Annotated in this window: 22 protein-coding genes, 1 tRNA gene and 1 pseudogene; 13 read left to right on the top strand and 11 right to left on the bottom strand. The window is 60.5% G+C overall.

From position 1 onward, the window contains the following. Positions 1-2: 2 nt before the first annotated feature. The 3 genes and pseudogenes from A4G99_RS17335 to A4G99_RS17325 all read right to left on the bottom strand — a co-directional run bounded on the left by A4G99_RS17335 (position 3) and on the right by A4G99_RS17325 (position 3,560). Positions 3-1,574 (bottom strand): electron transfer flavoprotein subunit alpha/FixB family protein, encoded by a 1,572-nt coding sequence (locus A4G99_RS17335; protein WP_066146412.1) that lies wholly within the window; start codon positions 1,572-1,574, stop codon positions 3-5. A gap of 2 nt (positions 1,575-1,576) precedes the next feature. After that, positions 1,577-2,425, bottom strand: a complete 849-nt coding sequence (locus tag A4G99_RS17330; RefSeq protein WP_066146407.1) for an electron transfer flavoprotein subunit beta — start codon at positions 2,423-2,425, stop codon at positions 1,577-1,579. Between the two features lie 170 nt (positions 2,426-2,595). Next, positions 2,596-3,560, bottom strand: a pseudogene (locus A4G99_RS17325) (polymer-forming cytoskeletal protein). Between the two features lie 153 nt (positions 3,561-3,713). Between A4G99_RS17325 and A4G99_RS17320 the strand changes: the two are divergent. Further along, entirely contained in the window at positions 3,714-3,911 is a 198-nt protein-coding gene (locus tag A4G99_RS17320; RefSeq protein WP_066146401.1) for a DUF5800 family protein, read from the top strand. 54 nt (positions 3,912-3,965) lie between these two features. After that, complete coding sequence (locus A4G99_RS26085; RefSeq protein WP_190303794.1) at positions 3,966-4,109, top strand: hypothetical protein; 144 nt, start codon at positions 3,966-3,968, stop codon at positions 4,107-4,109. 76 nt (positions 4,110-4,185) lie between these two features. Here the strand turns inward: A4G99_RS26085 and A4G99_RS17315 are convergent, their stop codons facing one another. Further along, positions 4,186-5,403: a proteasome-activating nucleotidase gene (locus A4G99_RS17315; protein ID WP_066146398.1), complete on the bottom strand. Its 1,218-nt coding sequence runs from the start codon at positions 5,401-5,403 to the stop codon at positions 4,186-4,188. A 143-nt stretch (positions 5,404-5,546) separates the two neighbouring features. Between A4G99_RS17315 and A4G99_RS17310 the strand changes: the two genes are divergently transcribed. Then, entirely contained in the window at positions 5,547-5,819 is a 273-nt protein-coding gene (locus A4G99_RS17310; protein ID WP_066146395.1) for a helix-turn-helix domain-containing protein, read from the top strand. Between the two features lie 328 nt (positions 5,820-6,147). Here A4G99_RS17310 and A4G99_RS17305 read toward each other — a convergent pair whose 3' ends face one another. Both A4G99_RS17305 and A4G99_RS17300 read right to left on the bottom strand, forming a co-directional pair. Beyond that, entirely contained in the window at positions 6,148-7,227 is a 1,080-nt protein-coding gene (locus A4G99_RS17305) for an SDR family oxidoreductase (RefSeq protein WP_066146392.1), read from the bottom strand. Next, complete coding sequence (locus tag A4G99_RS17300) at positions 7,228-8,796, bottom strand: succinic semialdehyde dehydrogenase (RefSeq protein WP_066146389.1); 1,569 nt, start codon at positions 8,794-8,796, stop codon at positions 7,228-7,230. A 59-nt stretch (positions 8,797-8,855) separates the two neighbouring features. Between A4G99_RS17300 and mre11 the strand changes: the two genes are divergently transcribed. Together mre11 and rad50 are read left to right on the top strand one after the other, a co-directional pair. Further along, positions 8,856-10,316: a DNA double-strand break repair protein Mre11 gene (gene mre11, locus A4G99_RS17295; RefSeq protein ID WP_066146386.1), complete on the top strand. Its 1,461-nt coding sequence runs from the start codon at positions 8,856-8,858 to the stop codon at positions 10,314-10,316. Next, positions 10,313-12,979 carry a DNA double-strand break repair ATPase Rad50 gene (rad50, locus tag A4G99_RS17290; RefSeq protein ID WP_066146383.1) on the top strand — a complete coding sequence of 889 codons (2,667 nt, stop codon included), beginning with the start codon at positions 10,313-10,315 and terminating at the stop codon, positions 12,977-12,979. The genes mre11 and rad50 overlap by 4 nt, the downstream gene beginning before the upstream one ends. Here rad50 and A4G99_RS17285 read toward each other — a convergent pair. The 3 genes from A4G99_RS17285 to A4G99_RS17275 are packed head-to-tail and all read right to left on the bottom strand — an operon-like array spanning position 12,956 to position 14,000. Next, the gene (locus A4G99_RS17285; protein ID WP_066146379.1) at positions 12,956-13,390 is read right to left on the bottom strand and encodes a hypothetical protein; all 435 of its coding nucleotides are present in this window, start codon (positions 13,388-13,390) and stop codon (positions 12,956-12,958) included. The two genes, rad50 and A4G99_RS17285, sit on opposite strands and share 24 nt — an antisense overlap. Before the next feature lie 27 nt (positions 13,391-13,417). Then, positions 13,418-13,768: a hypothetical protein gene (locus A4G99_RS17280; RefSeq protein ID WP_066146375.1), complete on the bottom strand. Its 351-nt coding sequence runs from the start codon at positions 13,766-13,768 to the stop codon at positions 13,418-13,420. 46 nt (positions 13,769-13,814) lie between these two features. Beyond that, positions 13,815-14,000 (bottom strand): hypothetical protein, encoded by a 186-nt coding sequence (locus tag A4G99_RS17275; RefSeq protein WP_066146371.1) that lies wholly within the window; start codon positions 13,998-14,000, stop codon positions 13,815-13,817. A gap of 108 nt (positions 14,001-14,108) precedes the next feature. Here A4G99_RS17275 and A4G99_RS17270 point away from each other — a divergent pair, with 108 nt between their 5' ends. The 8 genes from A4G99_RS17270 (at position 14,109) to A4G99_RS17235 (ending at position 22,684) form a co-directional block, all read left to right on the top strand. Continuing rightward, on the top strand, positions 14,109-16,790 hold the full coding sequence (locus A4G99_RS17270; protein WP_066146368.1) for a DNA-directed DNA polymerase: 2,682 nt from the start codon (positions 14,109-14,111) through the stop codon (positions 16,788-16,790). 184 nt (positions 16,791-16,974) lie between these two features. Continuing rightward, a complete protein-coding gene (locus A4G99_RS17265) occupies positions 16,975-17,880 on the top strand; it encodes an ABC transporter ATP-binding protein (RefSeq protein ID WP_066146365.1) in 906 nt (301 codons plus the stop codon). Between the two features lie 9 nt (positions 17,881-17,889). Beyond that, positions 17,890-19,320 (top strand): Fe-S cluster assembly protein SufB, encoded by a 1,431-nt coding sequence (gene sufB, locus A4G99_RS17260; RefSeq protein WP_066146363.1) that lies wholly within the window; start codon positions 17,890-17,892, stop codon positions 19,318-19,320. Next, positions 19,317-20,525, top strand: coding sequence for a Fe-S cluster assembly protein SufD (gene sufD / locus A4G99_RS17255; RefSeq protein WP_066146360.1), 1,209 nt, complete (start codon positions 19,317-19,319; stop codon positions 20,523-20,525). Before sufB ends, sufD begins: the two co-directional genes overlap by 4 nt. A gap of 78 nt (positions 20,526-20,603) precedes the next feature. Next, complete coding sequence (locus A4G99_RS17250; RefSeq protein ID WP_066146357.1) at positions 20,604-21,104, top strand: rubrerythrin; 501 nt, start codon at positions 20,604-20,606, stop codon at positions 21,102-21,104. Further along, the gene (locus A4G99_RS17245) at positions 21,101-21,529 is read left to right on the top strand and encodes a metal-dependent transcriptional regulator (RefSeq protein WP_066146353.1); all 429 of its coding nucleotides are present in this window, start codon (positions 21,101-21,103) and stop codon (positions 21,527-21,529) included. Before A4G99_RS17250 ends, A4G99_RS17245 begins: the two co-directional genes overlap by 4 nt. Positions 21,530-21,640: 111 nt before the next feature. Then, a tRNA-Gln gene (locus A4G99_RS17240) sits at positions 21,641-21,713 on the top strand. A 128-nt stretch (positions 21,714-21,841) separates the two neighbouring features. Continuing rightward, positions 21,842-22,684, top strand: coding sequence for a class I SAM-dependent methyltransferase (locus A4G99_RS17235; protein WP_066146350.1), 843 nt, complete (start codon positions 21,842-21,844; stop codon positions 22,682-22,684). Between the two features lie 9 nt (positions 22,685-22,693). Here A4G99_RS17235 and A4G99_RS17230 read toward each other — a convergent pair whose 3' ends face one another. Together A4G99_RS17230 and A4G99_RS26080 are read right to left on the bottom strand one after the other, a co-directional pair. After that, on the bottom strand, positions 22,694-22,924 hold the full coding sequence (locus tag A4G99_RS17230) for a hypothetical protein (protein WP_066146347.1): 231 nt from the start codon (positions 22,922-22,924) through the stop codon (positions 22,694-22,696). Positions 22,925-23,059: 135 nt separating this feature from the next. Further along, positions 23,060-23,692 carry a hypothetical protein gene (locus tag A4G99_RS26080; protein WP_190303793.1) on the bottom strand — a complete coding sequence of 211 codons (633 nt, stop codon included), beginning with the start codon at positions 23,690-23,692 and terminating at the stop codon, positions 23,060-23,062. Positions 23,693-24,220 lie beyond the last annotated feature (528 nt).

The following is a 24,220-nucleotide window of genomic DNA, read 5'->3' as shown; positions in this document are numbered from 1 at the left end:
GTTCAGTCATCGTCCTCCGCTGCGACCGCGTCCAGTTCGCCCGCCTCTACCGCGTCCGTCAGGCGGGGCAACACTTCGAACAGGTCCCCCTCGATGAAGAAATCGCTGAAGTCCCGAATGTCGGCGTCAGTGTCGGTGTTGATGGCGATTATGGTTTCGGACTCGTCCATCCCGACCTTGTGCTGAATCGCGCCGCTGATACCCGCCGCGATGTACAGCGGTGGCTGGACGACCTGTCCAGTCTCGCCGATCTGTCGCTCCTCGGAGACGTACTGCTCTACGTGTCCCTCCACGCTGTAGGAGGCCGTGACCACGCCGCGCGAGAGTCCGAGGTCTGCGTCCTCGAAGGCGTCCACGAGGTCGAGCGCGAGTTCGATCCCTTCCGTCGGGTCGTCGCCGATACCGCGGCCGACCGCGACGATGACGTCACGGTCGGTCAGGTCCACGCCGGTGTCGAGGGTGTCCCACTCGGACATCTCGACGCGGAACCAGTCGTCCGGAAGTTCGGCGTCGTGCGAAACGACTTCGCCCTCACGACTCGCGTCGGGGTCCATCTGATCGAAACTCCCCGGAATCACCGAACAGCCCTGCGGGTGGAACTCCCGGTCGGGGTTGTCGATACAGAGGATGGTCGAGTATTCGAACCCGGAGAAGTCCGGGCGTTGCATGTGGAGGATGCGCTCGAACTCGATTTTCTCTCCGGGTTCGCCGGTCTTCACGGGGTTCGAGATGAGTTCGTCCGTGATGGTCAGGCCGGAACAGTCGCTCGCCAGTCCGGAGTCGAGTTCGGCCTGCGTCTGTGCCGAGAGGTCGCGGCCGTTGTTCGTCGCCGGGAAGAGGAAGTAGCGCGGTTTGTCGTACTCCTTCCAGTCCGTCTTCGAGCGGGCCATGTCCGCGACGATTTCGGTGTACGGTTTGTGGCGGAACCGCTCCAGTCGCTCGTCGTCGTGGTACACCGCCACGTCCGCGCCGAGGGTGATACACTCCTCGGCGAGTTCCTCCATGTCGTCGCCGACGAGGACGGCGTCGACCCGTTCCTCGTCGCCGTAGTCCCCGGCGTAGCCGTCCATCAACTCGCGGGCCTTGCCGAGCATCTCCTTCGACACGTCGAGGAGTTCACCGCCCTGCGTCTCGCAGTACACCCACATGTCGCGGTAGACGCCGTCTTCGAGCGCTCGAACGTGCTTTTTGTCCACGGTCGGTTCGGAGAGGCCGTCGTCTTCCTCTGCTTCCTCGCCGTCCGTCGATTCGCTCTCCTCGGACTCGGATTCGTCCGACTCCGGCTCTTCCGCCGTCGCTTCCGCTTCGTCCGGGCTTTCCACGTCTTCCTCGGTCTCCTCGTACTCGCCTTCGGTTTCCGTGTCGTCGGTATCCGTCCCGCCGTCGGCCTCGCTGACCGGCGACTCGTCGGCGACTTCGTCGATCCGCTCCTGAATCGCTTTCTTCGCCGTCTTGCGGTCCTTTCCGTCCTCCTCTTCGGTGAGTAGTTCGGAGAGCGCACCGGGATCCTCGATGGTTCGAACCTCGTCCTCGATTTCCGAGACGGTTCGCTCGCCGGGGGTGATTTCGGCCATGATCAGTCACCTGCCGCGAACGGCTGGATCGTTTCGAGCACGTCGGACATCGCCTCCTCGTCGTCCAACGTCGCCATCGTGGCTTCGCGCTCGGCCGGTGCTTTCGGGATCGGGTCCACGGACGAGACGATGGTCGGCGACCCGTCCAGTCCGATGTAATCCGGGTCGAGGTTGAGGTCCTCGTGATCCCACGTCGTGAGATACTCCTCGTACTCCGCGGCGCGCTCCTCGGTTTCGGCCTGTAGCTGTTTGCGTCGAAGCCGATGTGCGGCCTTCCGATAGCTCGCCTCGTACTCGGGGTCCGTGACGATGAACGCCGGAAGCGGGGATTCGACCGTCTCGATTTCGTCCACGTCTCCTTCCACGAGTCGCTTCGCGCGAACGCGGCCCTCGTCCTCGTCCACCTCCATGGCGATGACGTGCGTGATGATGGAATAGTCGAGACACCACGCGGTCTGTGGGCCGGTCTGTCCCGTCTCTCCGTCAGCCGTTTTGAATCCCGCGAAAACGAGGTCGGGGTGGTCGAGTTTCTCGATACCCGCGGAGAGGGTGATCGATGTGGACCACGTGTCGGCGGCGGCCATCGCGCGGTCGGAGAGCAGGTAGAGGTCGTCGGCGTACACCGACATCGCCTCGCCCAGCACGTCGGCGTAACCGGGTGGCCCCATGCTCATCGCACTCACCGTTCCACCGTGTTTCACCTTCGTCTGGAGGGCGGCTTGAAGTGCAAACCGGTCGTTCGGGTTCATCACCGTCGGCGTTTTCCCACGTTCGAGGTGGCCGTCCTCGTTGAACGACACCTGCCCCTCGCGGAAGTCCGGAACGCCCTTGGTCAACACGACCGAGTGCATCGGTACCTCCTACCGTGAGTGTGTTTAGTTTGCATACGTCAATCATTACCAATTCCCTCAGTCGTTATTATACTGTCGGACGTCTAACAATAATCTGACATACTTACCGGATTCAATGGGAGATTGATGGCTGTCGCTCAGACGAAATGACGGCGAAAACGTGTCACTGCTCAGGCCTGTGGTGCTGGGCCGTCGGAACCGCTTCGGTCACGATGGGCCGTCTCGACCGCTTCGGCGGCGTCTTCCGCGTTTTCTTCCTCTTCGGGTTCGCTCTCCGATTCCTCCTCGTCGGTCGGTTTTCGCGTTTCGGCGCGCACCATCGTCATCTCCCCGCGTGCTCGCATGGTCCCGTCGCCGTCGCGTTCTCGTGGAATTCGAGGTCCGTACAGGAAACGTCGCCAAGCACTTCGGCACCGTTTTCGAGCACGACGGTCCCGTTGCGAGTCGTCACGTCGCCGTGAATTCGCGTTCGTTCGCCGACCACGATATCGCCGCGGCCGCGCAGGCTTCCGAACACTTCGTTGTCCGCGCCGACCGTAATCTCCTCAGCCCGGATGTTGCCGTGGAGGCGACAACCGTCGCCGACGGCGGCAGGGGTGGAGACGCGCCACGCGTCGTCGCTGACGTGGGCGTTTCGCGGAATCGTGATCGGTTCCGCGTCGCTCTCGTCCAGCACATCGTCGATGATGCCCTGAGCGGCCTCCTCCTCGCCGAGTCGGAGGAGTTGCGAGAGGTAGACGAAGAGGAAAACCACGGTCGGCATCGGGTTGCGAATGACGATCCAGCCGTTGGCTTCGAACCCTTCGTCGATTTCCACGTCGTCGCCGATATCCAAATCGCCGCTGACCATCAGTTGGCCGGTGACGTGGACGCGCTCGCCCAGGTAGGCGTCCTGTCCGACGAGCACGTCCCCGTCCACGTCACACCAGAGGTCCAGTCGGCAATCGGCCTCGGCTTCGATGTGTCCCCCGAACGTCGCCCGTTCGCCCGCAACGACGTTGTTTCCCCGTACGCCGAACTCGACGGTACTCTGCGCGCCGACGATGATGTCACCGTCGGTCACGAGGTCGTGTTCTTCGACGGTCGTCCCGTCGGGAATCGAGAGTTCATCCAGAGGGTCGGAACGGAGCGGCACACATCCTACCACCGGGTCGCTCGTAATAAATCCTCCCGAGTCGTCTGACGCCCGTCTGCCGTCATTCGTTCGATATGAGATGTGTTCTCGAAGGGCTTCGTTTCCCGTCTCCGATTTGTAGCTTTTTTATCCGACCGTGGCCAACGAGTGGGCATGACTACGCTCTCGTTCGATGATGATGGCGTCGATGTCGTGTACGAAGGGACGGAATTTCGGCTCTCGAAGGACCTCATAGAGGAGGCGACGGGGAAGTCCTACTACGACGTGACGGACCACCAAGTGCTGCACATCGTGGAGAAGGACCCGGCGACGGGTGGACAAGCGCGGCGAATCGGAGATATCCTGCGGTAATCGAACCCCCTGACAGTCCGATAGCGTTTAGGTGAGAGACACGAAACGTCGGGTATGACCGAAACCGCTGAAGCCGCTGGCTTCGACCACCCCGCGTGGAAGACCGCGGCGAGCACGGTCGGATCGTACCTGCTCATCCTCGTGTCGATGACTGTCCTGCTGTTCGGGATTCCCTACCTGATTTTCACATTCCTGTAGATCGAAAAAAAACTGTATCGAAACGAAATCCGCCCGAAGCGGGTGCTGCGGGCGGCCCAGAATTGTTTAAACGGGATTACGCGAACGTCTTGGAGACTTCGTCGTTCTCCTCTTCTTCCTGCTCGATCTTCTCCTGTGCGTCGAGGAAGTCCTGCATCCGGATTTCGGTGCGGTCGTCGCGGATAGCGAACATCCCGGCCTCGGTACAGATGGCCTTGATGTCGGCACCGCTGGCGTCACCCGTCTCCTCCGAGAGGTGTGCGAAGTCCACGTCGTCGGCGACGTTCATGTCGCGGGTGTGGATCTTGAAGATCTGCTCGCGGCCTTCCTCGCCGGGGTTGGGCACTTCGATGAGGCGGTCGAAGCGACCGGGGCGGAGGATGGCGCGGTCGAGCATGTCGAAGCGGTTGGTGGCCGCGATGATGCGGATTTCACCGCGGTCCTCGAAGCCGTCCATCTCCGAGAGCAGTTGCATCATCGTCCGCTGGACTTCGGCGTCGCCCGACGTCTTCGAGTCGGTACGCTTCGACGCGATGGCGTCGATTTCGTCGATGAAGAGGACCGCTGGCTCGTGGTCGCGTGCGACTTGGAACAGGTCGCGGACGAGTTTCGCACCCTCGCCGATGAACTTGTGGACGAGTTCCGACCCGGCCATCTTGATGAACGTGGCGTCGGTCTGGTTGGCGACGGCCTTGGCCAGCATCGTCTTCCCGGTTCCCGGTGGGCCGTAGAGGAGCACACCGCTCGGTGGTTCGATACCGACCTCTTCGAACATCTCGGGGTGTTCGAGCGGCATCTCGACGGTCTCCCGAACCTCGTTCATCTGCTCTTCGAGTCCGCCGATGTCGGCGTAGGTGACCTCGGGACTCTTCGTGACCTGCATCACGCGAGCGCGCACGTCAGTCTCGTCGTCTAGCGTCTTCACGATAGAGAGGGAGTTGTTCACGGCGACGCGTGCGTCGGGGTCGAGGTCCTCGCGCATTTCCTCGGTCACTTCGGTGACCGCTTCCTGGTTGTTGCCGTGTTGTTTGATGATGACGCCTTCGTCGGTAATCTCCTGTACCGTGGCGACGAACAGCGGTGACTGCTTCAGCTTCTTGTTCTCGTGAGTGAGCCGTTCGAGTTTCTGCTGATACTTGTTGTTCTCTGCGTTCGCGTCGAGAAGCTTGTCCCGCATTTCCTCGTTCTGGGATTCGAGGACGTCGAGACGCTCTTGGAGAGCCTCTATTTGTTCCTGTTGTGACGTACTCTCCTCGTCGTATGGGAGTTCTACGTCATCCACAGTATCGGTCATCAGTTCCGGATAAGAGCCTGCATCTTAAGAGGCTTCGGGTGACCGACCTGTTGGTACACGCGGACCATCCCTGCATTTTAATTCCTGAAGGTAATAAAAACGAATGGGAAATATTATTACGCTGTATCCGAAATGGACGATTGATGAGTGCCCCAGAGCTATCACGAACGACCGATACTCGGCTTCAGGACGTGGATTCGACCGCCACCATCCGCGACCTCCCTCCGAGCGCAAAGTTAGTCGCAAAGGTGCTGGAATACAACGAGACGATGACCCAGAGCGAACTCGCGGACGAGACGCTACTGCCCCCGCGAACCGTTCGCTACGCCCTGACCCGTCTCGAAGACGAAGACCTCGTGGATTCACGGTTTTCGTTCTCCGACGCCCGCAAGCGCCTCTACACGCTCGACCTCTAACTCCCCGACCCACCTGAGGGTTTATATCTCATGGCGCGGCCAACGGTAGCCACCCGTGGCACAACCAGACCATACGCCTCTCGATCGACTGACGCCATCCACTCGATTCACTCCCTCTACTCCCCTCGCTTCCTCCACTTTCCCCACTCCTTCCACCCTGCCCGCCTCCACCACTTCCCTCACTCCCTCCACTCACCCTGCCTCCACCACTCCCCTCACCCCCTCCACTCACCCTGCCTCCACCACTCCGTCTACTCACTCTGTTTTGCTCACTTCGCCGTTTACAACGGTAGCTATCTTACCAATTCCCGCTTCCGTTGCTCCACGGTCACACCATCGCGTCGGGCGTAATTTCCGGGTGTTCGCGGACGAACGACACCAGATTCCCGACGTACGACCCGAACGCCGGACAGCGAACCGGTTCGTCGATCGTTTCGAGCGCGGCAAGCGCGTTCTCACAGGCATAGCTCGTCGGCTGGTCGAAGTAATCGAGTGTTGCCGGTTCGATACCCAACTCCGGCAGGCTGGAAAGCACCCGTTTCAGGGCGCTCTTCGGAACCGGCACCCGGACGACCCGTTTCCCCGTCGCCCGTCCGAAGACTCGAAGCATCTCGTCCACCGTGAGGGGATTCGGATCACAGAGCTGGTACACCTCTCCGACCGATTCGTCCACTCTGCTCAGTTCGGCTATCGCATCGATCACGAAGTTCCGTGGGACGACGTTGACCTCGTACGCCGCCGGGTTTCCGAGGACCGGGGCGACGGCCACCGAGGGTTGACGCAGAAGCCACCGAAGCAGGTAGTACGGACCGTCGTACTTCTGTGTCTCGCCGGTTTCGCTATTCCCGACGACGATTCCCGGGCGGTAAATGGTCGCGGGCAACCCGTCGGCCATCCGCTCCTGTACCGCCACCTCGGCGAGATACTTCGTCGTCTCGTAGTAGTTGTTGAACTGCTGCCCCTCCACGAGGTGGTCCTCCGTGAACGTCCCGTCGTAGCGCCCGCTCACGTAACAGGTGCTCACGTACTGGAACCGCCGGAGGTCTCCACAACCGTCCGCGAAATCGAGGACGTTTTTCGTCCCGTCGACGTTGACTGCCATTCCGACCTCCCGACTCACGGCGAGGTCGTACGTGGCCGCGAGATGGTAGACGGCGTCGGTATCGGACTGCAACGGATCCATCTCTTCGCCGAGACCGAGGTCCGATTCGGTGATGTCCCCCGCGAGGAGTTCGATGCCTCCCGACTCGTTCCCCATCGACTCGCGTTCGATTTTCCGTGCCCGTCGCTCGGCTTTCCGCCGGTATTTCGGCTGCACGAGGCAGGTAACCGAACGCCCACGGGCGACCAACCGCTCTGTCAGCGCCGACCCGAGGAATCCCGGAAATCCGGTGAGAAAGACGGACATCTATCGACCACCCTCGATCCACTTGAACGCACGCATCACGCCAGTCATCGCTCGTGTGTACCACTCCGTCGGAATCCGTCGCGGTGGCGCGAGCGAGGCGAACCGCTGTTCGGCGACCGTCTGCGATTCGGTGTACTTCACAATCCCCTCGCGGCCGTGACGTCGACCGACACCCGAAGCCTTCATGCCGCCCATCGGTGCGTCGACCGACGCCCACGTCGCGTGATACGGGTCGTTGATCCCTACCGTCCCACAGTCGATTTGCCGGGCGACGTTCCATCCTCGCTCGGAATCGGTCGTCCAGACGCTCGCGTTCAGACCGTGTTCGGAGTCGTTGGCGAGTCGAATCGCCTCCGCCGCATTCGAGAACCGGGTGACGGAGACGACCGGTCCGAACGTCTCCTCGCGGGCGATAACCATCCCGTCCGTCACCCCCTCCAAAATCGTCGGCTCGAAGAAGTACGGCCCGAGGTCCGGCCGCGCGTTTCCGCCCGTCACGAGCGTCGCTCCCTTCTCCACGGCGTCATCGACGTGTGTCCGTACTTTCTCGAACTGCCCTTCGGAGACGAGCGATCCGACCTCGATATCGTAGTCGAGCGATGGGGCCATCGTGAGGTTCCGGGTTCGTTCCGCGAATCGACGCAGGAACGCGTCGTACACGCCGTCCTGGACGTACAGTCGCTCGAAGGAGAGACAGAGCTGTCCGGCGTTGGTGAAACAGCCACGAATCGCGCCCTCGACCGCTTCGCTCACGTCCGCATCGTCGAGAACGAGCATGGGATTTTTTCCGCCGAGTTCAAGCGAGCACTTCACGAGGTTTTCCCCTGCGCGCTTCGCCACCGTCCGCCCCGACTCGGTGCTGCCGGTGAACCCCACGAAATCCACGCCGTCGATGAGCGCCGGGCCGACCTCACCCCCACGACCGGTCACTACCTGGAAGACCGTCTCCGGCACTCCAGCCTCCCGAAGCAGTTTCGCGGCGAACAGTGCGGTAAACGGCGTCTCCTCTGCCGGTTTCAGGACGACCGAATTTCCGGCCAACAGCGCTGGAATCGCGTCCGAGACGGCGAGCGTGAGCGGGTAGTTCCACGGCGCGATAATCCCGACGACGCCGACGGGAGTTCTGTACTCCTTCGTCTTCGTCGCGAGCGGAATCGCTCCATCTCGCCGACGTGGGCGCAGGAAGTCCGCCCCACGGTTCGCGTAGTACCGGGCGTTGGTCGCCACGTCGAGGACTTCTTCAAAGGAGTGCTGCCGTGCTTTTCCGCTTTCCAACCCCATCACGTCGAGCAGTTCGTTCTGCCTGTCGAGCACGAGGTCGTGAAATCGGGACAGAACGCTCGCCCGTCGTTCGACCGACCACGACGACCACTCGCGTTGGGCCGCCCGCGCACGCGAAACCGCCTCGGAAACGTCCCGCTCGGTCGCCGCCGGAACGCTGCCGATTTGTTCGCCGGTGAACGGGAAATGGACGGGGATCGAATCGTCGGAACCGCTGTCAGCGACGGCGACCGTTCCGTCGAGGTCGGCGAGCAGGTCGGCTCGAATGTGAGCCGTCTGAAACGTCATGCACCTCTCAACGCGACCGTCACGGAAACAATTTATGAGAAGGGAACCTACCGAAAGCAATGACACGGGTGATTCACACGGGCGACACTCACATCGGGTATCGCCAGTACCATTCGCCCGAGCGACGGGACGATTTTCTTGCCGCCTTCGACAGGGTCGTCGAGGACGCCATCGAGGACAACGTCGACGCCGTGGTCCACGCCGGTGACCTGTTTCACGACCGCCGACCGGGACTCATCGACCTCCACGGGACGATTTCCGTCCTTCGGAAACTCAATCGGGCGGACATCCCGTTTCTCGCAATCGTCGGGAACCACGAGAGCACGCACGGCCAACAGTGGCTCGACCTCTTCGAGACGCTCGGGCTTGCGACGCGACTCGGACCGTCGCCGACCATCGTCGGCGACACCGCCTTCTACGGCTTAGACCACGTTCCGCTCTCGAAACGCGACGAACTCGAATACGAGTTCGACGAACACGACGCGAATGCCGCCGCACTCGTCGCTCACGGCCTGTTTCAGCCGTTCGAGTTCGGCAACTGGGACGCGGAGGAAGTGCTGACCGAGGCGTCCGTCGAGTTCGACGCGATGTTGCTCGGCGACAACCACAAACCACAACGGGAGGAGGTCGCCGACGCGTGGGTCACCTACTGCGGTTCGACCGAGCGCGCCAGCGCGAGCGAGCGCGACGACCGAGGATACAACATCGTCCAGTTTTCGGACGACGTGACCATCACTCGGCGCGGCATTCAGACTCGCGATTTCGTGTATGTCTCGGTGACGCTCGGCGAGGACGATGGTATCGACCGCGTGCGTGACGCGATTCGGGAGTACGACGTGGAAGATTCGGTCGTCCTGATCTCGATCGAGGGCGAAGGGAAGGACGTCACGCCCGCCCGCGTGGAGGAGTTCGCGCTGGAGGCGGGGGCGCTCGTCGCCCGCATCACCGACCGGCGGGAGATCGAAGCCGAAGCCGACGAACTGTCGGTTTCGTTCGCCGACCCGGACGACGCCGTGCGGCAGCGCGTCCGTGAGATGGGACTCAGCGAGGCCGCACACGAACTGGACGAACTCGTTCGCGCGAGCAAAGTCGCGGATTCGAACGTCCGGGCGGCCGTCGAAGATCACGTTTCGACCCGCATCGCGGACGACGTCGGGGCGTTCGAACCGATGGAAGGCGAAGGATCGGAATCGACGGACGAGGAATCCGAGACGGACGGGTCCGATATTTCCGTTTCGGTGAGTTCGGATCCCGAAGATGGAACGGCTGTCGCGGTGAAATCGACCTCCGACTCCTCGACCGACGACGGGTCCGAAGCAGGGTCGCAGGATTCGGCCGAAGGATCGATCGCAGAATCTCAACCCGTGGAGTCCACCGCGGATGCGGAAGGTACGGCCGAAACGGAAAGTACGGCAGATACGGCGAGCGCTGACGACACCGGTGACGCCGAGGCCGAGGCTGACGCCGCCGACGCTGCTGACGGAACGGATGGGCAGGTTTCGATGGAGGACTACCTGTGAAGTTCGAACGCGTTCGGCTGTCGAACTTCAAATGCTACGAGGATGCCGACCTCACTCTCGATTCCGGAATCACGGTCATCCACGGTCTCAACGGGAGCGGCAAATCCTCCCTGCTCGAAGCGTGCTTCTTCGCGCTGTACGGCGCGCGAGCGCTCGACAGAACGCTCGAAGACGTCGTCACCATCGGTGCGGAGGACGCGGAAGTCGAACTCTGGTTCCAGCACGCTGGCGGGAACTACCACATCCACCGCCGAATCCGTGCGACGGGGGAGAACGCCCAGACCGCGAAATGCGTACTCGAAACCCCCGACGCGACGTTCGACGGTGCCCGCGACGTCCGCGACCACATCGTCGGCCTGTTCCGGATGGACGCGGAGGCGTTCGTCAACTGCGCCTACGTCCGACAGGGAGAGGTGAACAAACTCATCAACGCGACGCCGTCACAGCGACAGGATATGATCGACGACCTCCTCCAACTCGGGAAACTGGAGGAGTACCGGGAGCGTGCGAGCGACGCCCGCCTCGGGGTGAAAAGCGTCCTCGACGACCGGAGCGGGAGTCTGTCGGAACTCGAATCCCAAATCGAGAGCAAGGAGGAGAAGAACCTCCACGACCTGCTGAACGACCTCGAATCGAAGCGCAACGAGATGGAGTCGGAAATCGAGCGGTTCGAAGGGAACCGCGACGAGGCGCGGAAGACGCTCGAAGGTGCACGGGAGACGCTCGAAACGTCCGAGGAAAAACGGGAGGAACTGGAATCGATTTCCGAGGACATCGAATCGCTACGAGCCGAAATAACCGAGACGGAAGGGAAACGCGAGAACTGCCGAACGCGGGCGAGCGAGATTCGGGAGAAACTCTCGGAGTTGGAATCGAACGCCGACGAACTGCTCGCCGAGACGACCCTCGAAACGGCCGACGAGGACGTGCTCGACGCGCGATTGGCGGAACTCGATTCCGAGGACGAATCCGTCGCGGAGGAGTTGGAAGACCACCGCATGAAAGCCCAGATGTTCGACAACCAGGCGTCGAACCTCGGCGAGCGCGCGGACGACCTCGAATCGCGAGCGGACGAAAAGCGCCAGCGAGCGGAGCGACTCGACGCGGAAGTCGAGGAGACGACCGAACAACTCGAAACCAGCCGCGAGCAATTGGCGGAGTTGGAGGATAAAATACAGTCGTATCGGGAGCGGTTCACGGATACCCCCATAGAGTTCGGCGAGGCGAAGGACCACCTCGAATCGCTTCGCTCGGACCTCGCGGACTGCCGCGAGGAAGAGACGGACGTTCGGGCGAAACTACAAACCGCGAAGGAGCGAGTCGCGGAAGCGGAGCGCCTCCTCGATGCCGGGAAATGCCCGGAGTGTGGGCAACCCGTGGAGGAATCCCCGCACGTCGATACCGTGGACGAGGACCGATCCAGGGTAGCGGAACTGGAAGCGAAAGTGGAGTCGCTTCGGGAAACGCGCACGGAACTGGAGACGAAAATCGAGCGTGCGGAGGAACTCGTCACCGCCGAGAACCGCGTGCAACAACAGCAGGACAACCGGGAGAGCGTCGAACAGTTGGTCGAAAGTCGGGCGCAAACCGTCGAGGAAAAGCGCGAAGAGGCCGAGAAGCTTCGGGAGGAAGCCGAAGCGCTCGGATCGGATGCAGAAGAGCGCCGTTCGGACGTGGACGAACTCGAAGCGAAGGCGGCGACCCACCGGGAAGAAGCCGAAACGCTCGAAACGAAGCGCGAGGCGATAGCCGAGCGCGAGGCGCGAATCGAGCGGATACAAACCATACAGGGGAAAATCTCGGACGCGGAATCGGAGCTCGAACGGCTAGCGGAAACGCGAAGCCATCTGGAGGAACTCAACGATCAGCGCCGCGAGAGCCTCTCGGACAAACGGACGCGGCAGTCGGAGCTCCGCGAAGCGTACGACGAGTCGGCGGTCGAAAAAGCCCGTGACGACGAGGAACGGGCGGAGAACTACCTCGAACAGGTTACGGATAAACTGTCTTCGCTCCGCGAGCGGCGGGACGACCTCATGGACCGAATCGGCGGCGTTCGTGGCGAAATCGAGGAGTTGGAGGCGCTTCGGGATCGGCGTGAAGACATCGAAGCCCGCGTTTCGGCGCTGGAATCGCTGTACGACGAGGCCGCCGACCTCCAGTCGATGTACGGCGATCTCCGGTCGGAACTCCGCCAGCGAAACGTTCGGAGCCTCGAACGGATGCTGAACGAAGTGTTCGATCTGGTGTACCAGAACGACTCGTACGCGCGTATCGCTCTCGACGGCGAGTACCGTCTCACGATCTATCAGAAGGACGGGGAACCGCTCGACCCACAACAGCTTTCAGGAGGGGAACGGGCGCTGTTCAACCTGAGCCTGCGCTGTGCCATCTATCGGTTGCTCGCGGAGGGGATCGAAGGAAGCGCGCCGATGCCCCCGCTCATTCTGGACGAACCGACGGTGTTCCTCGACTCGGGACACGTCTCGCAGTTGGTCGAACTCGTGGAATCGATGCGAGAGTTGGGCGTCGAACAGATCATCGTCGTCAGCCACGACGACGAGTTGGTCGGCGGCGCGGATAACCTCGTGCGCGTGGAGAAGGATTCGACCACGAATCGATCGCACGTCGAGGAACTCGATTCACTGCTCGGCGTCGCCGACTAACAGTTCCAGTCCCTCCCGTGCGATATCGGTCAATCCGTATCCACGTTCACCCACGATTTTGCGTTCCTCCACGAGCCCTGCCGCACGAAATTCGGCGAGCAAGCCGTGCAGATCGCTTTCACAGAGGTCGTACGACGAGACGAGGGTTCGTGCCGGAACCGCCCCCCGATCGAATAACTCGACCAACAGGCCGAGCGCGCGTTCGTTCGGGACGGCGGTGAGTATTCGTCTGACCGGTGGGTGTACTCGGCGTGCAGCGGTTTCCAGCGGGGGTTCCCCCTCGACGGGGTCGAGACTATCGTTTTCGAGGTATCGCTCCTCTCCGGTTTTCGGGTCGCGGACGAGGCTCGACTCGCTCGACCGTTTGACCAGCAGATACGACTTCCCCGATTCGTCGCGCACGGTTCGCATACGGTCGTTCTAGCGGCGGCGGGCGGGTTAGTCCTTCTGGAACGCCTGATAACGGCGGTAGCCGCGTACGAACGCCACGATGCCGACGGCGAGCAATCCGCCGCCGAAGGCCCATCGTTGCTCGAAAGCGATGAGCAAGACACCGAGAGCGAGACAGAAGATGGCGATATTGAACAACAGCACTTGTCTCCAGAACTCGTTTTTGATCTCGGAAGGTGCGTCCACCTCGCTGTAATCGCGGACGGTCGGCCCGTTGTAATCACTGTCGTTCACCCCACCAACCTGAAACCAGTCGGCCGGGTTTTTCGGGAATAGACCCCCTTCCGAAGCCTCATCAGGTTCCGAGGATTCATCGTCATCGCCGAAGTCGTCGGACACGGTGTCGAACGTTGGTGGATAAAAGGGAAAAGCGTTCGGAGTCGATTCAGACGTGTTTTTCTAGCGTGACCGTGCTGGACGCCTTAAGCCAACCGAGTGGATTGTTGGCGTCGTAGAATACGACACCGTCCTCCGTCTCATAGGCCTCAATCGAACTCATCGGTTCGTCGGGAACCGGTAGTTCGGTTTCTGCGCAGTCCAGCGTTCCGTCTTCTGTTGCACGGTCAGACATTGGCTTGACCTCAACCTGTGCTATGAGTTAACACATTAAATCTCTTTCCCCTTCCGGGACTGGCACAAACGGGAGGGTTTTTACCCGGAAGCGCCAAAAACAATCGACATGACTCAATCCGGGCTTGGCGACTTTGCGGGCGGCGAGGAACGCCCCGCAGCGGAAGCCCACGCCGTTGCAGGAGCGAACGACACGACGGCGCACGTCGTGGACGCCGACACCGATTGGCTCCCGGACTCGCAGGGAACCATCGAACTCGCGGTGACACAGGTAGATTACACCATCGACGGGAACGGCGACGACGAGGAACCCATCATCCACGTCTTCGGCCGGACGCCGGACGACGAACAGGAACACGTCCGCGTCGTCGGCTTTCGACCGTACTTCTACGCGCCGACGAAGACGCTGAACGACGGGAAACTGAACGATGGCCGAATTACGGGTTCGGAGGAAGGATACGAGAGTATCCGTGGCGAGCAGTTGACAAAAATCTTCGGTCGGACGCCGCGCGACGTCGGTAACATCCGAGACGAGTTCGAGCACTTCGAGGCTGACATCCTCTTTCCCAACCGGTTTCTCATCGACAAGGACATCAACAGCGGGATTCGGATTCCCGAGAGACGGCGGGAGGACGGCGGCCTCGTCGTTCAGGAAAGCGAAGTCGAAGCGGCCGAGGTGCAGGCAAATCTCAGGGTACACACCTTCGACATCGAAGTCGACGACCGATCCGGCTTCCCGGAGGACGGCGAGGAACCGATCATCTGTCTGACGAGCCACGACTCCTACCGCGACGAGTACATCGCGTGGCTGTTCGACGCGCCCGACGGCGAGGCCGACCTGCCGACGGACCTCCCGGAATACGAACCGCTTCGGGAGGAACCGTCCATCGACGTCCGGACGTTCGACACGGAAGAAGCCATGCTCGCTTCGTTCCTCGACTACATCGACGACACCGACCCCGACGTCCTCACGGGGTGGAACTTCGAGGACTTCGACGCACCGTATTTCCTCGACAGACTCGAACGGTTGGAGGGGCCGCACCACGACTACGACCTCAACTACAACCGACTGTCGCGCGTGAACGAGGTCTGGCGGAGCGACTGGGGCGGCCCGACGGTCAAGGGTCGCGTCGTCTTCGACCTGCTGTACGCGTACAAGCGGACGCAGTTCAGCGAACTCGACTCCTATCGACTGGACGCGGTCGGCGAGGTCGAACTCGGCGTCGGGAAGGAGCGCTACGCGGGCGACATCGGTGACCTCTGGGAACAGAACCCGACCCGACTGCTCGAATACAACGTTCGGGACGTGGAACTCTGCGTCGAACTCGACAAGAAACAGGACATCGTCACCTTTTGGCGGGAAGTCGCCTCGTTCGTCGGGTGTAAACTCGAAGACGCGACGACGCCCGGCGACGCGGTGGACGTTTACGTTCTCCACAAAGCCCACGGCCAGTTCGCACTCCCGTCGAAGGGGCAGGTCGAAAGCGAGGATTACGAGGGCGGTGCCGTGTTCGACCCGATTACAGGCGTCAGGGAGAACGTCACGGTGCTGGACCTGAAATCCCTGTATCCGATGTCGATGGCGACCATCAACGCGTCCCCCGAGACGAAGGTGGACCCGGAAACGTTCGACGGGGATACCTACGTCGCGCCGAACGGCACCCACTTCCGGAAGGACGAGGACGGCATCATCCGCGACATCATCACGGAAACGCTGGCCGAGCGTGAGGAGAAAAAGGGACTGCGGAACCAACACGACCCAAGCAGTGCGGAGTACGGGATTTACGACCGGCAGCAAGCCGCGGTGAAGGTCATCATGAATTCGCTGTACGGCGTGCTGGGATGGGACCGGTTCCGTCTCTACGACAAGGAGATGGGTGCGGCGATTACCGCCACCGGTCGGGAAGTCATCGAGTTCACCGAAACGGCGGCGAACGAAATCGACTACGAAGTGGCATACGGGGACACCGACTCCGTGATGCTCGAACTCGGCGGCGATATCGCGAAGGACGAGGCCCTCGAACAATCCTTCGGCATCGAGGAGCACATCAATTCGAGGTACGACGAGTTCGCGCGCGAGGAACTGAACGCGAACGAACACCGCTTCCAGATCGAGTTCGAGAAACTGTACCGGCGGTTCTTCCAAGCGGGCAAGAAAAAGCGGTACGCGGGGTACATCGTCTGGAAGGAGGGCAAGGACGTAGACGACATCGACATCACCGGGTTCGAGTACAAACGCTCGGACATCGCGCCCATCACGAAGGAGGTCCAGCGGCAGGTCATCGAGATGATCGTGACCGGGGAAGATTTGGACGACGTGGAGGAGTACGTCCACGACATCATCGTGGATTTCCAGGACGGAAACGTCGATTTGAACGAGGTCGCCATCCCGGGTGGTATCGGCAAACGACTCGACAACTACGACACGGACACGGCACAGGTTCGCGGCGCGAAGTACGCGAACCTCCTGCTCGGAACCAACTTCCAGCGCGGAAGCAAGCCGAAACGACTGTATCTGAAGAAGGTACATCCGGCGTACTTCGAGCAAATCGAACGCGAAGGTGATTTCGACGCTCGCCCGGATACGTTGTACGGGGAGTTCAAACACGAACAGGACGTCATCTGCTTCGAGTACGCGGACCAGATTCCGGAAGAGTTCGAAATCGACTGGGACAAGATGCTCGATAAGACGCTCAAGGGTCCCATCGAGCGCGTGCTGGAGGCGCTCGACGTCTCGTGGGAGGAAGTGAAGACGGGCCAACAGCAGACCGGCCTCAGCAGCTTCATGTAATCGGGTCGATTCCGTCTTTTATCTGGTCAGTTCCGTTTTTATTTCCCGTTCCGCCCGCGATGGGACGCACCCATTTTCCGATCTGGGAAACAATTTTTTCCTTTACGAAAATCGATTGCACAGGAATGCGAAACGGTTATGGGCGGACCTACCCTTGCTCCAAATGACTTAGGTGAACCTAACAATGGCAACGCTCGAACTGAAAAATCTCCACGCAGAGGTCGTGGAAGAAGGCGAAAAGATCCTCAACGGCGTCGATCTCGAAGTCAAGTCCGGCGAGATCCACGCGTTGATGGGACCGAACGGCAGCGGAAAATCGACGACGTCGAAAGTCATCGCGGGCCACCCCGCGTACGAAGTCACCGAGGGAGAAGTACTCCTTCACATCGAAGAAGGTGAGTTCGGCGACATCGAGATTCCCGAGGACATGCGAACGTGGAACCTTCTCGAACTGGAACCGAACGAGCGCGCGGCGCTCGGCATCTTCCTCGCGTTCCAGTACCCCGCGGAAATCGAAGGGGTCACGATGTCCAACTTCCTCCGCACCGCACTCAACGCGAAGCTCGAAGAGCGCGAAGACCTCTTCAGTGAAGAGGACGAAGTCGAAGACGAAGACGAAGAGTCCGGCTACGACACCAGTCCGATGGAAGGCCCGGCCGACGACGGTGAAGTCGGCGTCGCCGAGTTCCAGGAACTCCTCAAGGAGAAGATGGAACTGCTCGACATGGACGAGAAGTTCGCCATGCGCTACCTCAACGCCGGGTTCTCCGGCGGTGAGAAAAAGCAGAACGAAGTGCTGCAGGCCGCCATCCTCGAACCGTCCATCGCGGTGCTGGACGAGATCGACTCGGGGCTGGACATCGACCGTCTGCAGGACGTATCGAAAGGAATCAACGCACTCCGCGACGAGCAGGGAACTGGCATCCTCCAGATTACCCACTACCAGCGTATCCTCGACTACGTGGAACCCGACACGGTCCACATCATGCTCGACGGCGAAATCGTCAAGGAAGGCGGCCCGGAACTCGCCGAAGAACTCGAAGACAAGGGGTACGACTGGGTCCGCGACCAGGTCTACGAGACCGCATAAGGTGATATCATGAGTTCAGATCAGGACCACTTGAAAGAGACAGATACGGAAGAACGGTTCGAGTTCAAGAAGGAACAGCGAGCCGCGGTCAAGTCCGACAAGGGGCTTACCGAGGAGGTCGTCCGCCTCATCAGCGAGGACAAGGACGAACCCGAATGGATGCTCCAGCGGCGTCTCCGCGCACTGGAACATTACCAGAACATGCCCATGCCGACGGACTGGCCCGGCCAGCCCGACCTCTCGGGACTCGATGTCGAGGAGATCGTCCCCTACATCCGCCCCGACGTCGACAAACGCGGCGGCGCAGACGACTGGGACGATCTCCCGGACGACATCAAGGACACCTTCGACAAACTCGGTATCCCGGAGGCGGAGCGCAACGCGCTCTCCGGCGTCGGTGCCCAGTACGAGTCCGAGGTCGTCTACCAGAACATGCAGGAACAGTGGGAGGAGAAGGGCGTCATCTTCTGCAACATGGACCAGGCGGTCCAGGAGCACGAAGACCTCGTCCGAGAGTACTTCATGACGAAGTGCGTGCCGCCGAGCGACAACAAGTTCGCGGCGCTCCACGGCGCGGTCTGGTCCGGAGGGTCGTTCGTCTACGTCCCCGAGGACGTGACCGTCCAGATGCCGGTGCAGGCGTACTTCCGCATGAACTCCGAAGGAATGGGCCAGTTCGAACACACGCTCATCATCGCGGAAGAGGGCAGCGAAGTCCACTACATCGAGGGCTGTTCGGCACCGAAATACTCCGCGTTCAACCTCCACTCCGGCGGCGTCGAGGTCTTCGTCGGCGAGGACGCTCACGTCCAGTACTCGACCGTGCAGAACTGGTCGAAGAACACGTACAACCTCAACACCAAGCGCGCCATCGTCGAAGCCGGTGGCCGCATGGAGTGGGTCTCCGGAAGCATGGGGTCGAAATCCACCATGCTCTACCCGTGTTCGATCCTCAAGGGTCGCGGCGCGTCCGCGAACCAGATTTCCATCGCCTTCGCGGGCGAGGGACAGAACATCGACACCGGCGCGAAGGTGTACCACAACGCGCCGAACACCAACTCGACCATCGAGTCGAAGTCCATCAGCAAGGACGGCGGCCGCACGAACTACCGCGGCCTCGTTCACATCAGCGAAGGTGCGGTGGACTCGTCAACGTCCGTCGAGTGTGACGCGCTGATGTTCGACAACGAGTCCACGTCGGACACCATGCCGTACATGGAGATCAACGAAAACCGCGTCAACGTCGCCCACGAGGCGACCGTCGGGAAAATCGGTGACGAGGACGTTTTCTACCTCCAGAGCCGCGGTCTCGACGACGACGACGCAAAACAGATGATCGTGAGCGGGTTCATCGAACCCATCACGGAAGAACTCCCCATCGAGTACGCGGTCGAACTCAACCGCCTCATCGAACTCGAAATGGAGGGCAGCCTCGGATGAGCACGCAGGTTCACAGCACCCTCTCGGAGGAGACCGTCCGCGAGATTTCGAGCGACCTCGGCGAGCCCGAGTGGCTGCTCGAAACTCGTCTCGACGCTCTCGAAGCGCTGGACGACATCGACATGCCCGACGTCATCCGAACGCCGGGACGCGACTGGACGAACCTCGATGCGCTCGACTACGACGAGTTCGTCGACCCGCTGTCGGCCGCAGAGGAAAAAGAACGCGTCGAACCCGAAGGCGTCTCCGTCCTCTCGCTGTCCGACGCGCTGGACGAGCACGAAGACATCGTCGAGGAGTACTTCGGCTCCGTCATCGACCCGAAAGACAACTACCTGACGGCGCTTTCGACGGCGCTGTTCACGTCCGGTACGCTCGTCTACGTCCCCGAAAGCGTCGACGCGGAGGACGTGACGATTCGGACGACGATGCAGAGTCAGTCGCTGTTCAACTACACGCTCGTCGTCACCGAGAAATCGAGCTCGGTGACCATCCTGGAACGCCAGGAGAGCGAGGAGTTGGAGGGCGAACGCTACTACAGCGGCTTGGTCGAAATCTCGGCTGGCGAGAACAGCCACGTCCAGTACGGTTCCCTACAGGACGTCGACGAGGAGACGTACACCTACACGCTGAAGCGCGGCACCGCCGCCGACCACGCCACCGTCAATTGGGTCGAAGGAAACGTCGGTTCGCGACTCACCAAGTCCTCCGTCGAGACGCTGCTCGACGGCGAGGGTTCGGAGACGAAGACCGTCGGCGCGTTCTTCGGCCACGACGACCAGCACTTCGACGTCGCTGCTCGCGTCTGGCACAAGAACGAACACACGACGGCCGACCTCGTCACTCGCGGCGTGCTCGACGACGAAGCACGCTCCGTCTACGAGGGCGTGCAGGACGTCGGCAAGGACGCGTGGGACACGAGTTCCTACCAGCGTGAGAACACGCTGATGCTCTCGGACCAGAGCGAAGCCGACGCCTCGCCGAAACTCATCATCAACAACCACGACACCGAAGCCAGCCACTCCGCGACGGTCGGACAGGTCGACGAGGAGGACCTGTTCTACATGGGATCGCGCGGCGTGCCGGACGAACTGGCCAAGAACATGCTCGTGGAAGGGTTCTTCGTCCCCGTTCTCGACGAAGTCGAAGTCGAGGAACTCCGCGAGGACCTCGACGCGAAGATCGTCGAACGACTCGACTACTGAATTCCGTCGTTTTCTTTTCCTTCGTTTTCCCGACCGACATCAGGGAGTGTTAAGTTTCCCCACCACTTTTTCACGGATATGAGTGTGAGTCAGCGCGTCTCGTCGGACCGCCAACTCGCGCGCTTGCTCCAAATCGGCGTCGTTCTAGAAGAAGTCGTCGAGGCACGGGCTGCGCGTCATTTCGAGACCCTCCCTTCGGAGGAACAGGACGAGCTTCACAAGGACATACGCGAGATGCTCGCGGAGGCACGCGAGGAATCGGCGGAACACAGGGGTCGACTCGAATCGTTGATCGACGAACTCGATGCCGAGACGATTCCGTTCGAGGAGATCGAACTGTTGGTGGGCGAGCAGTACGCACAGACCGCCCCAGACGATTTCGACGGCGTGCTCTACGACCAACTGCACGGCGAGGAGACGGCGTACAAGTTCTACGACGACCTCATCGTCGCCATCGAGGAGAGCGAGACGACGTTCGGCGTCGAGCGGGAGCGACTGCTCGAAACGCTCTCGGGGATTCGAGCGGAGGAAGCGGCGGGTGCCGAAGAAGTCGCGGAATTGATGGAGGACGCAGAATGAACACAGCAGATCAGTACCTCAAAGCGATCTATCTCGTCCAGCGTATCGAAGACGGCCCGGCGGCGACCGGCGCACTCGCGGACCGACTCGGCGTGAGTCCCGCGAGCGTCAACGAAATGGTCGGCAAACTCCAGGAACGGGAGTTGGTCGAACACGAAAAGTATCGCGGGGTTACGCTTACCGAAGAGGGCGAAGCCCGTGCCAGCGACGCGCTTCAGACCTACTGCATTCTGGAACGCTTCCTCGCCAACGTCCTCGAAGTCGATGACTTCCAGATGGAGGCGAAACAACTGGAAAGCGTCATCGACGAAACCGTCGCGAACCGATTGGACACCATCATCGACCGCGAACCCCAGTGTCCGGACTGCTTCTACGCCGACGAGGACATGTGTGAACATCTGGTCGAAGACGGATTCGCGGACTGAGCGCGGGCTATCGAATTTCACGACGAAGCGCATGCGTTACGTTCAAGTAGCCACCCGAATTACGTGACGACGTAGCCTTCGTAGCAGAAGGTGAGAGATCGAAGTGAGTGCAGTCCCGTGGTGTAGTGGCCAATCATAATGGCCTTTGGAGCCATTGACGGCGGTTCGAATCCGCCCGGGACTATTAGAAATTCTACAGCAATCTATCCCATGACACAGTGACTTCTGTCGCGGAGTAAATCCAGAAGACTATCTGAACGAAATTTCAATTCCTACGGAAGAGATTATAACTGAAGAATTCACAGAACGAGTATGTTCGACTCGATGAACCCCCGTCGGTTCTACAACGAAGAAGCCGACTGGGAGTGGGGCCGACGCCGGGGTTCGTTCCTCTCGGAGGTAGCGTTCGAAGGAACGTTCGAGTATCTCGATGAGTTCTTTCCGGAGGACGGATCGGTTCTCGATGCGGGTGGCGGCCCCGGTCGGTATTCGATCCGACTCGCCGAGCGTGGAAACTGCCCCGTTCTCCTCGACGTGAGTCGAACACAGCTTCGTACCGGGCGTGAGAAAATCGCCGAGCACGACGTTGCTGATCGGGTTCGTACCGTTCAAGGTGACCTCCGTGGACTTCCGTTCGACGATGACACCTTCGACGGCGTGTGTTGTCTCGGTGGTGCGCTCTCACATGTTCTCGATGCCGACGGGAGGGCAGCGGCGCTCGACGAACTCCGTCGGGTCGCGACTCCCGGTTCACCTATCGTCGTCTCCGTCTTCGGGCGGTTGGCGAACCTCGAAATCATCCTTCGCGAAGGGAATTTGGAGACGACGTATCCGTTACTGCTTCCCGAGGCACGCTCGGGTGACTACACCCGTGAACTCGCCATGCAGACGTACGACGAACCGGATTGGACCGAGTGCCACTACTACCGCCTCGCTGAACTGGAAGCGGAGTTCGAGCGAGCCAACTTGCGCGTAGAGCGGACCGCAGGGTTCAACGGTCTCTGCACGATGCTCGACGTCGATTTCGAAACTCACGAAAAAGAGGCTCGGGGGACGGTGCGAGAACTCCTCCGGGAACTTCGTGAGGACCGAACGGTCGTAGACGTTTCCCGAGAAATGCTCGCCGTGGCACGTGTTCCGGCCAATTCTCGATAATTCGGGGAATCAAAAAATTCCTCCGAGCACCATCAGTGCGCCGACGCCCGCCACGATGACGCTCGTGATCTGACTGAGGAGGACCCGCCAGTTTGTCGGTTCGACTTCGTCCCACGGCGTCGTGCTCCCGATGGAATCGAGACGTTCACCCAACCGTGACAGCTCATAGGCGTACCGGTACGCAAACACACCTCCGACGAGGAGTACGAGTCCGAAGAGCGTTTTTCCGACTTCGATCATGTCCGGATTTTGGAACAGTCGTGGTAAGTGCTTTGTCGGTAGTCGGAACGAATTCTGCCACCGATGCATCCGGAGTAGCGATAGCGGAGTGCTACTCATCACGAGCTAAAAAACTATAAAAAAGAATCGAACCGCTTACTTCGAGCTATACTGGATGGTGCCGGTCCACTTGGCGTACACGTCGTCGTGCTCGTGGTCCTTGTCGAGCAGGTACACCGTCACGTGGAGCGTGCCGTCGTCGAACTGCTCGAACGCGCCCTCGTCGATTTCGACGGGGTAAGTCCCTTCGTCGTGTTGGAACCGGACGCCCGTCCGACCGACGTTCTTGCCGTTGATCTGGACGAGGAAGTACGGGTCACCGTCGACGAGCGGTTCCGGGTCCACGTTCTTCATGGACGTGTTGGCGACGACTTCGACGTTGAAGTTGGAGTAGCCGTTACCGCTCTTGGCTTTCACCTTGTCCACGAGTTTGACGCTCTTCAAGCGGGTGGGGTCCTCCTTATGTTGGAACGGCGTGTTCGGTGCTTTTGGCGGCTCCCAAGCCTCTTCAGTCGTCGTGGTTTCCTCCGTCGTCGTGGTGGTCGTGGTGGTCGTAGTCGTCGCCGTAGTCGTCGATGCGCTCGAACTCGTCGATGTGGGGGCGCTCGTCGTGGTCGCGGTCGTCGTCGCCGTACTCGAACTCGTCGTATCCGAACCACCGAGACCAGCACAACCAGCGAGGAGCACGGAGATGACGAGGACGATTGCGATTGAACGATTCCGATTCATATGTGGTATGTTCATATATACGCGATGCTCCATAAATATCCTGTTGTCAGTAATTAATCTGCCATTTCCTCGTTTCGAAACCAGTCAGGGGGAGAGTAACGTGATCATTCGTCAGTAGGGGGACGTTACTCGACTCTGAACCGGTCGCGCACGCTCGTCGGTTCGTCCACAAGCGAGTCGAATCTCCCTACCCGATACTGACAAATATTCCACTATAAGACGATTCGAAGACGTCAGACTATCGGTAGCACACACCAGAGCGTCGAAAGTAACACGGATCGATATCGCCGAAACAGTCCGTTACAGCCTTCGTTCAGTTGTATTTGGATATGTCCTTTCTACAGACAAGTGAATAGGTTCGATGACAAATAGAAACAAGACATATACCCTCGCGTTACTTCCGTAATATCTACCACCAATCGAGATACATTATGGAATATAGACAACATGGGCGATATGGGATGACAGTAAAAAAAGCACAGTTCGAGGAGGACGGTTCGTTGTGTCTGTCACTTCGTTTCGATCCGA

This window comes from Haladaptatus sp. R4 (assembly GCF_001625445.1).
Classification (GTDB): domain Archaea; phylum Halobacteriota; class Halobacteria; order Halobacteriales; family Haladaptataceae; genus Haladaptatus.
Note: the sequence above shows the minus strand (reverse complement) of the source record. Positions and strands in the feature narration are given on the sequence as shown.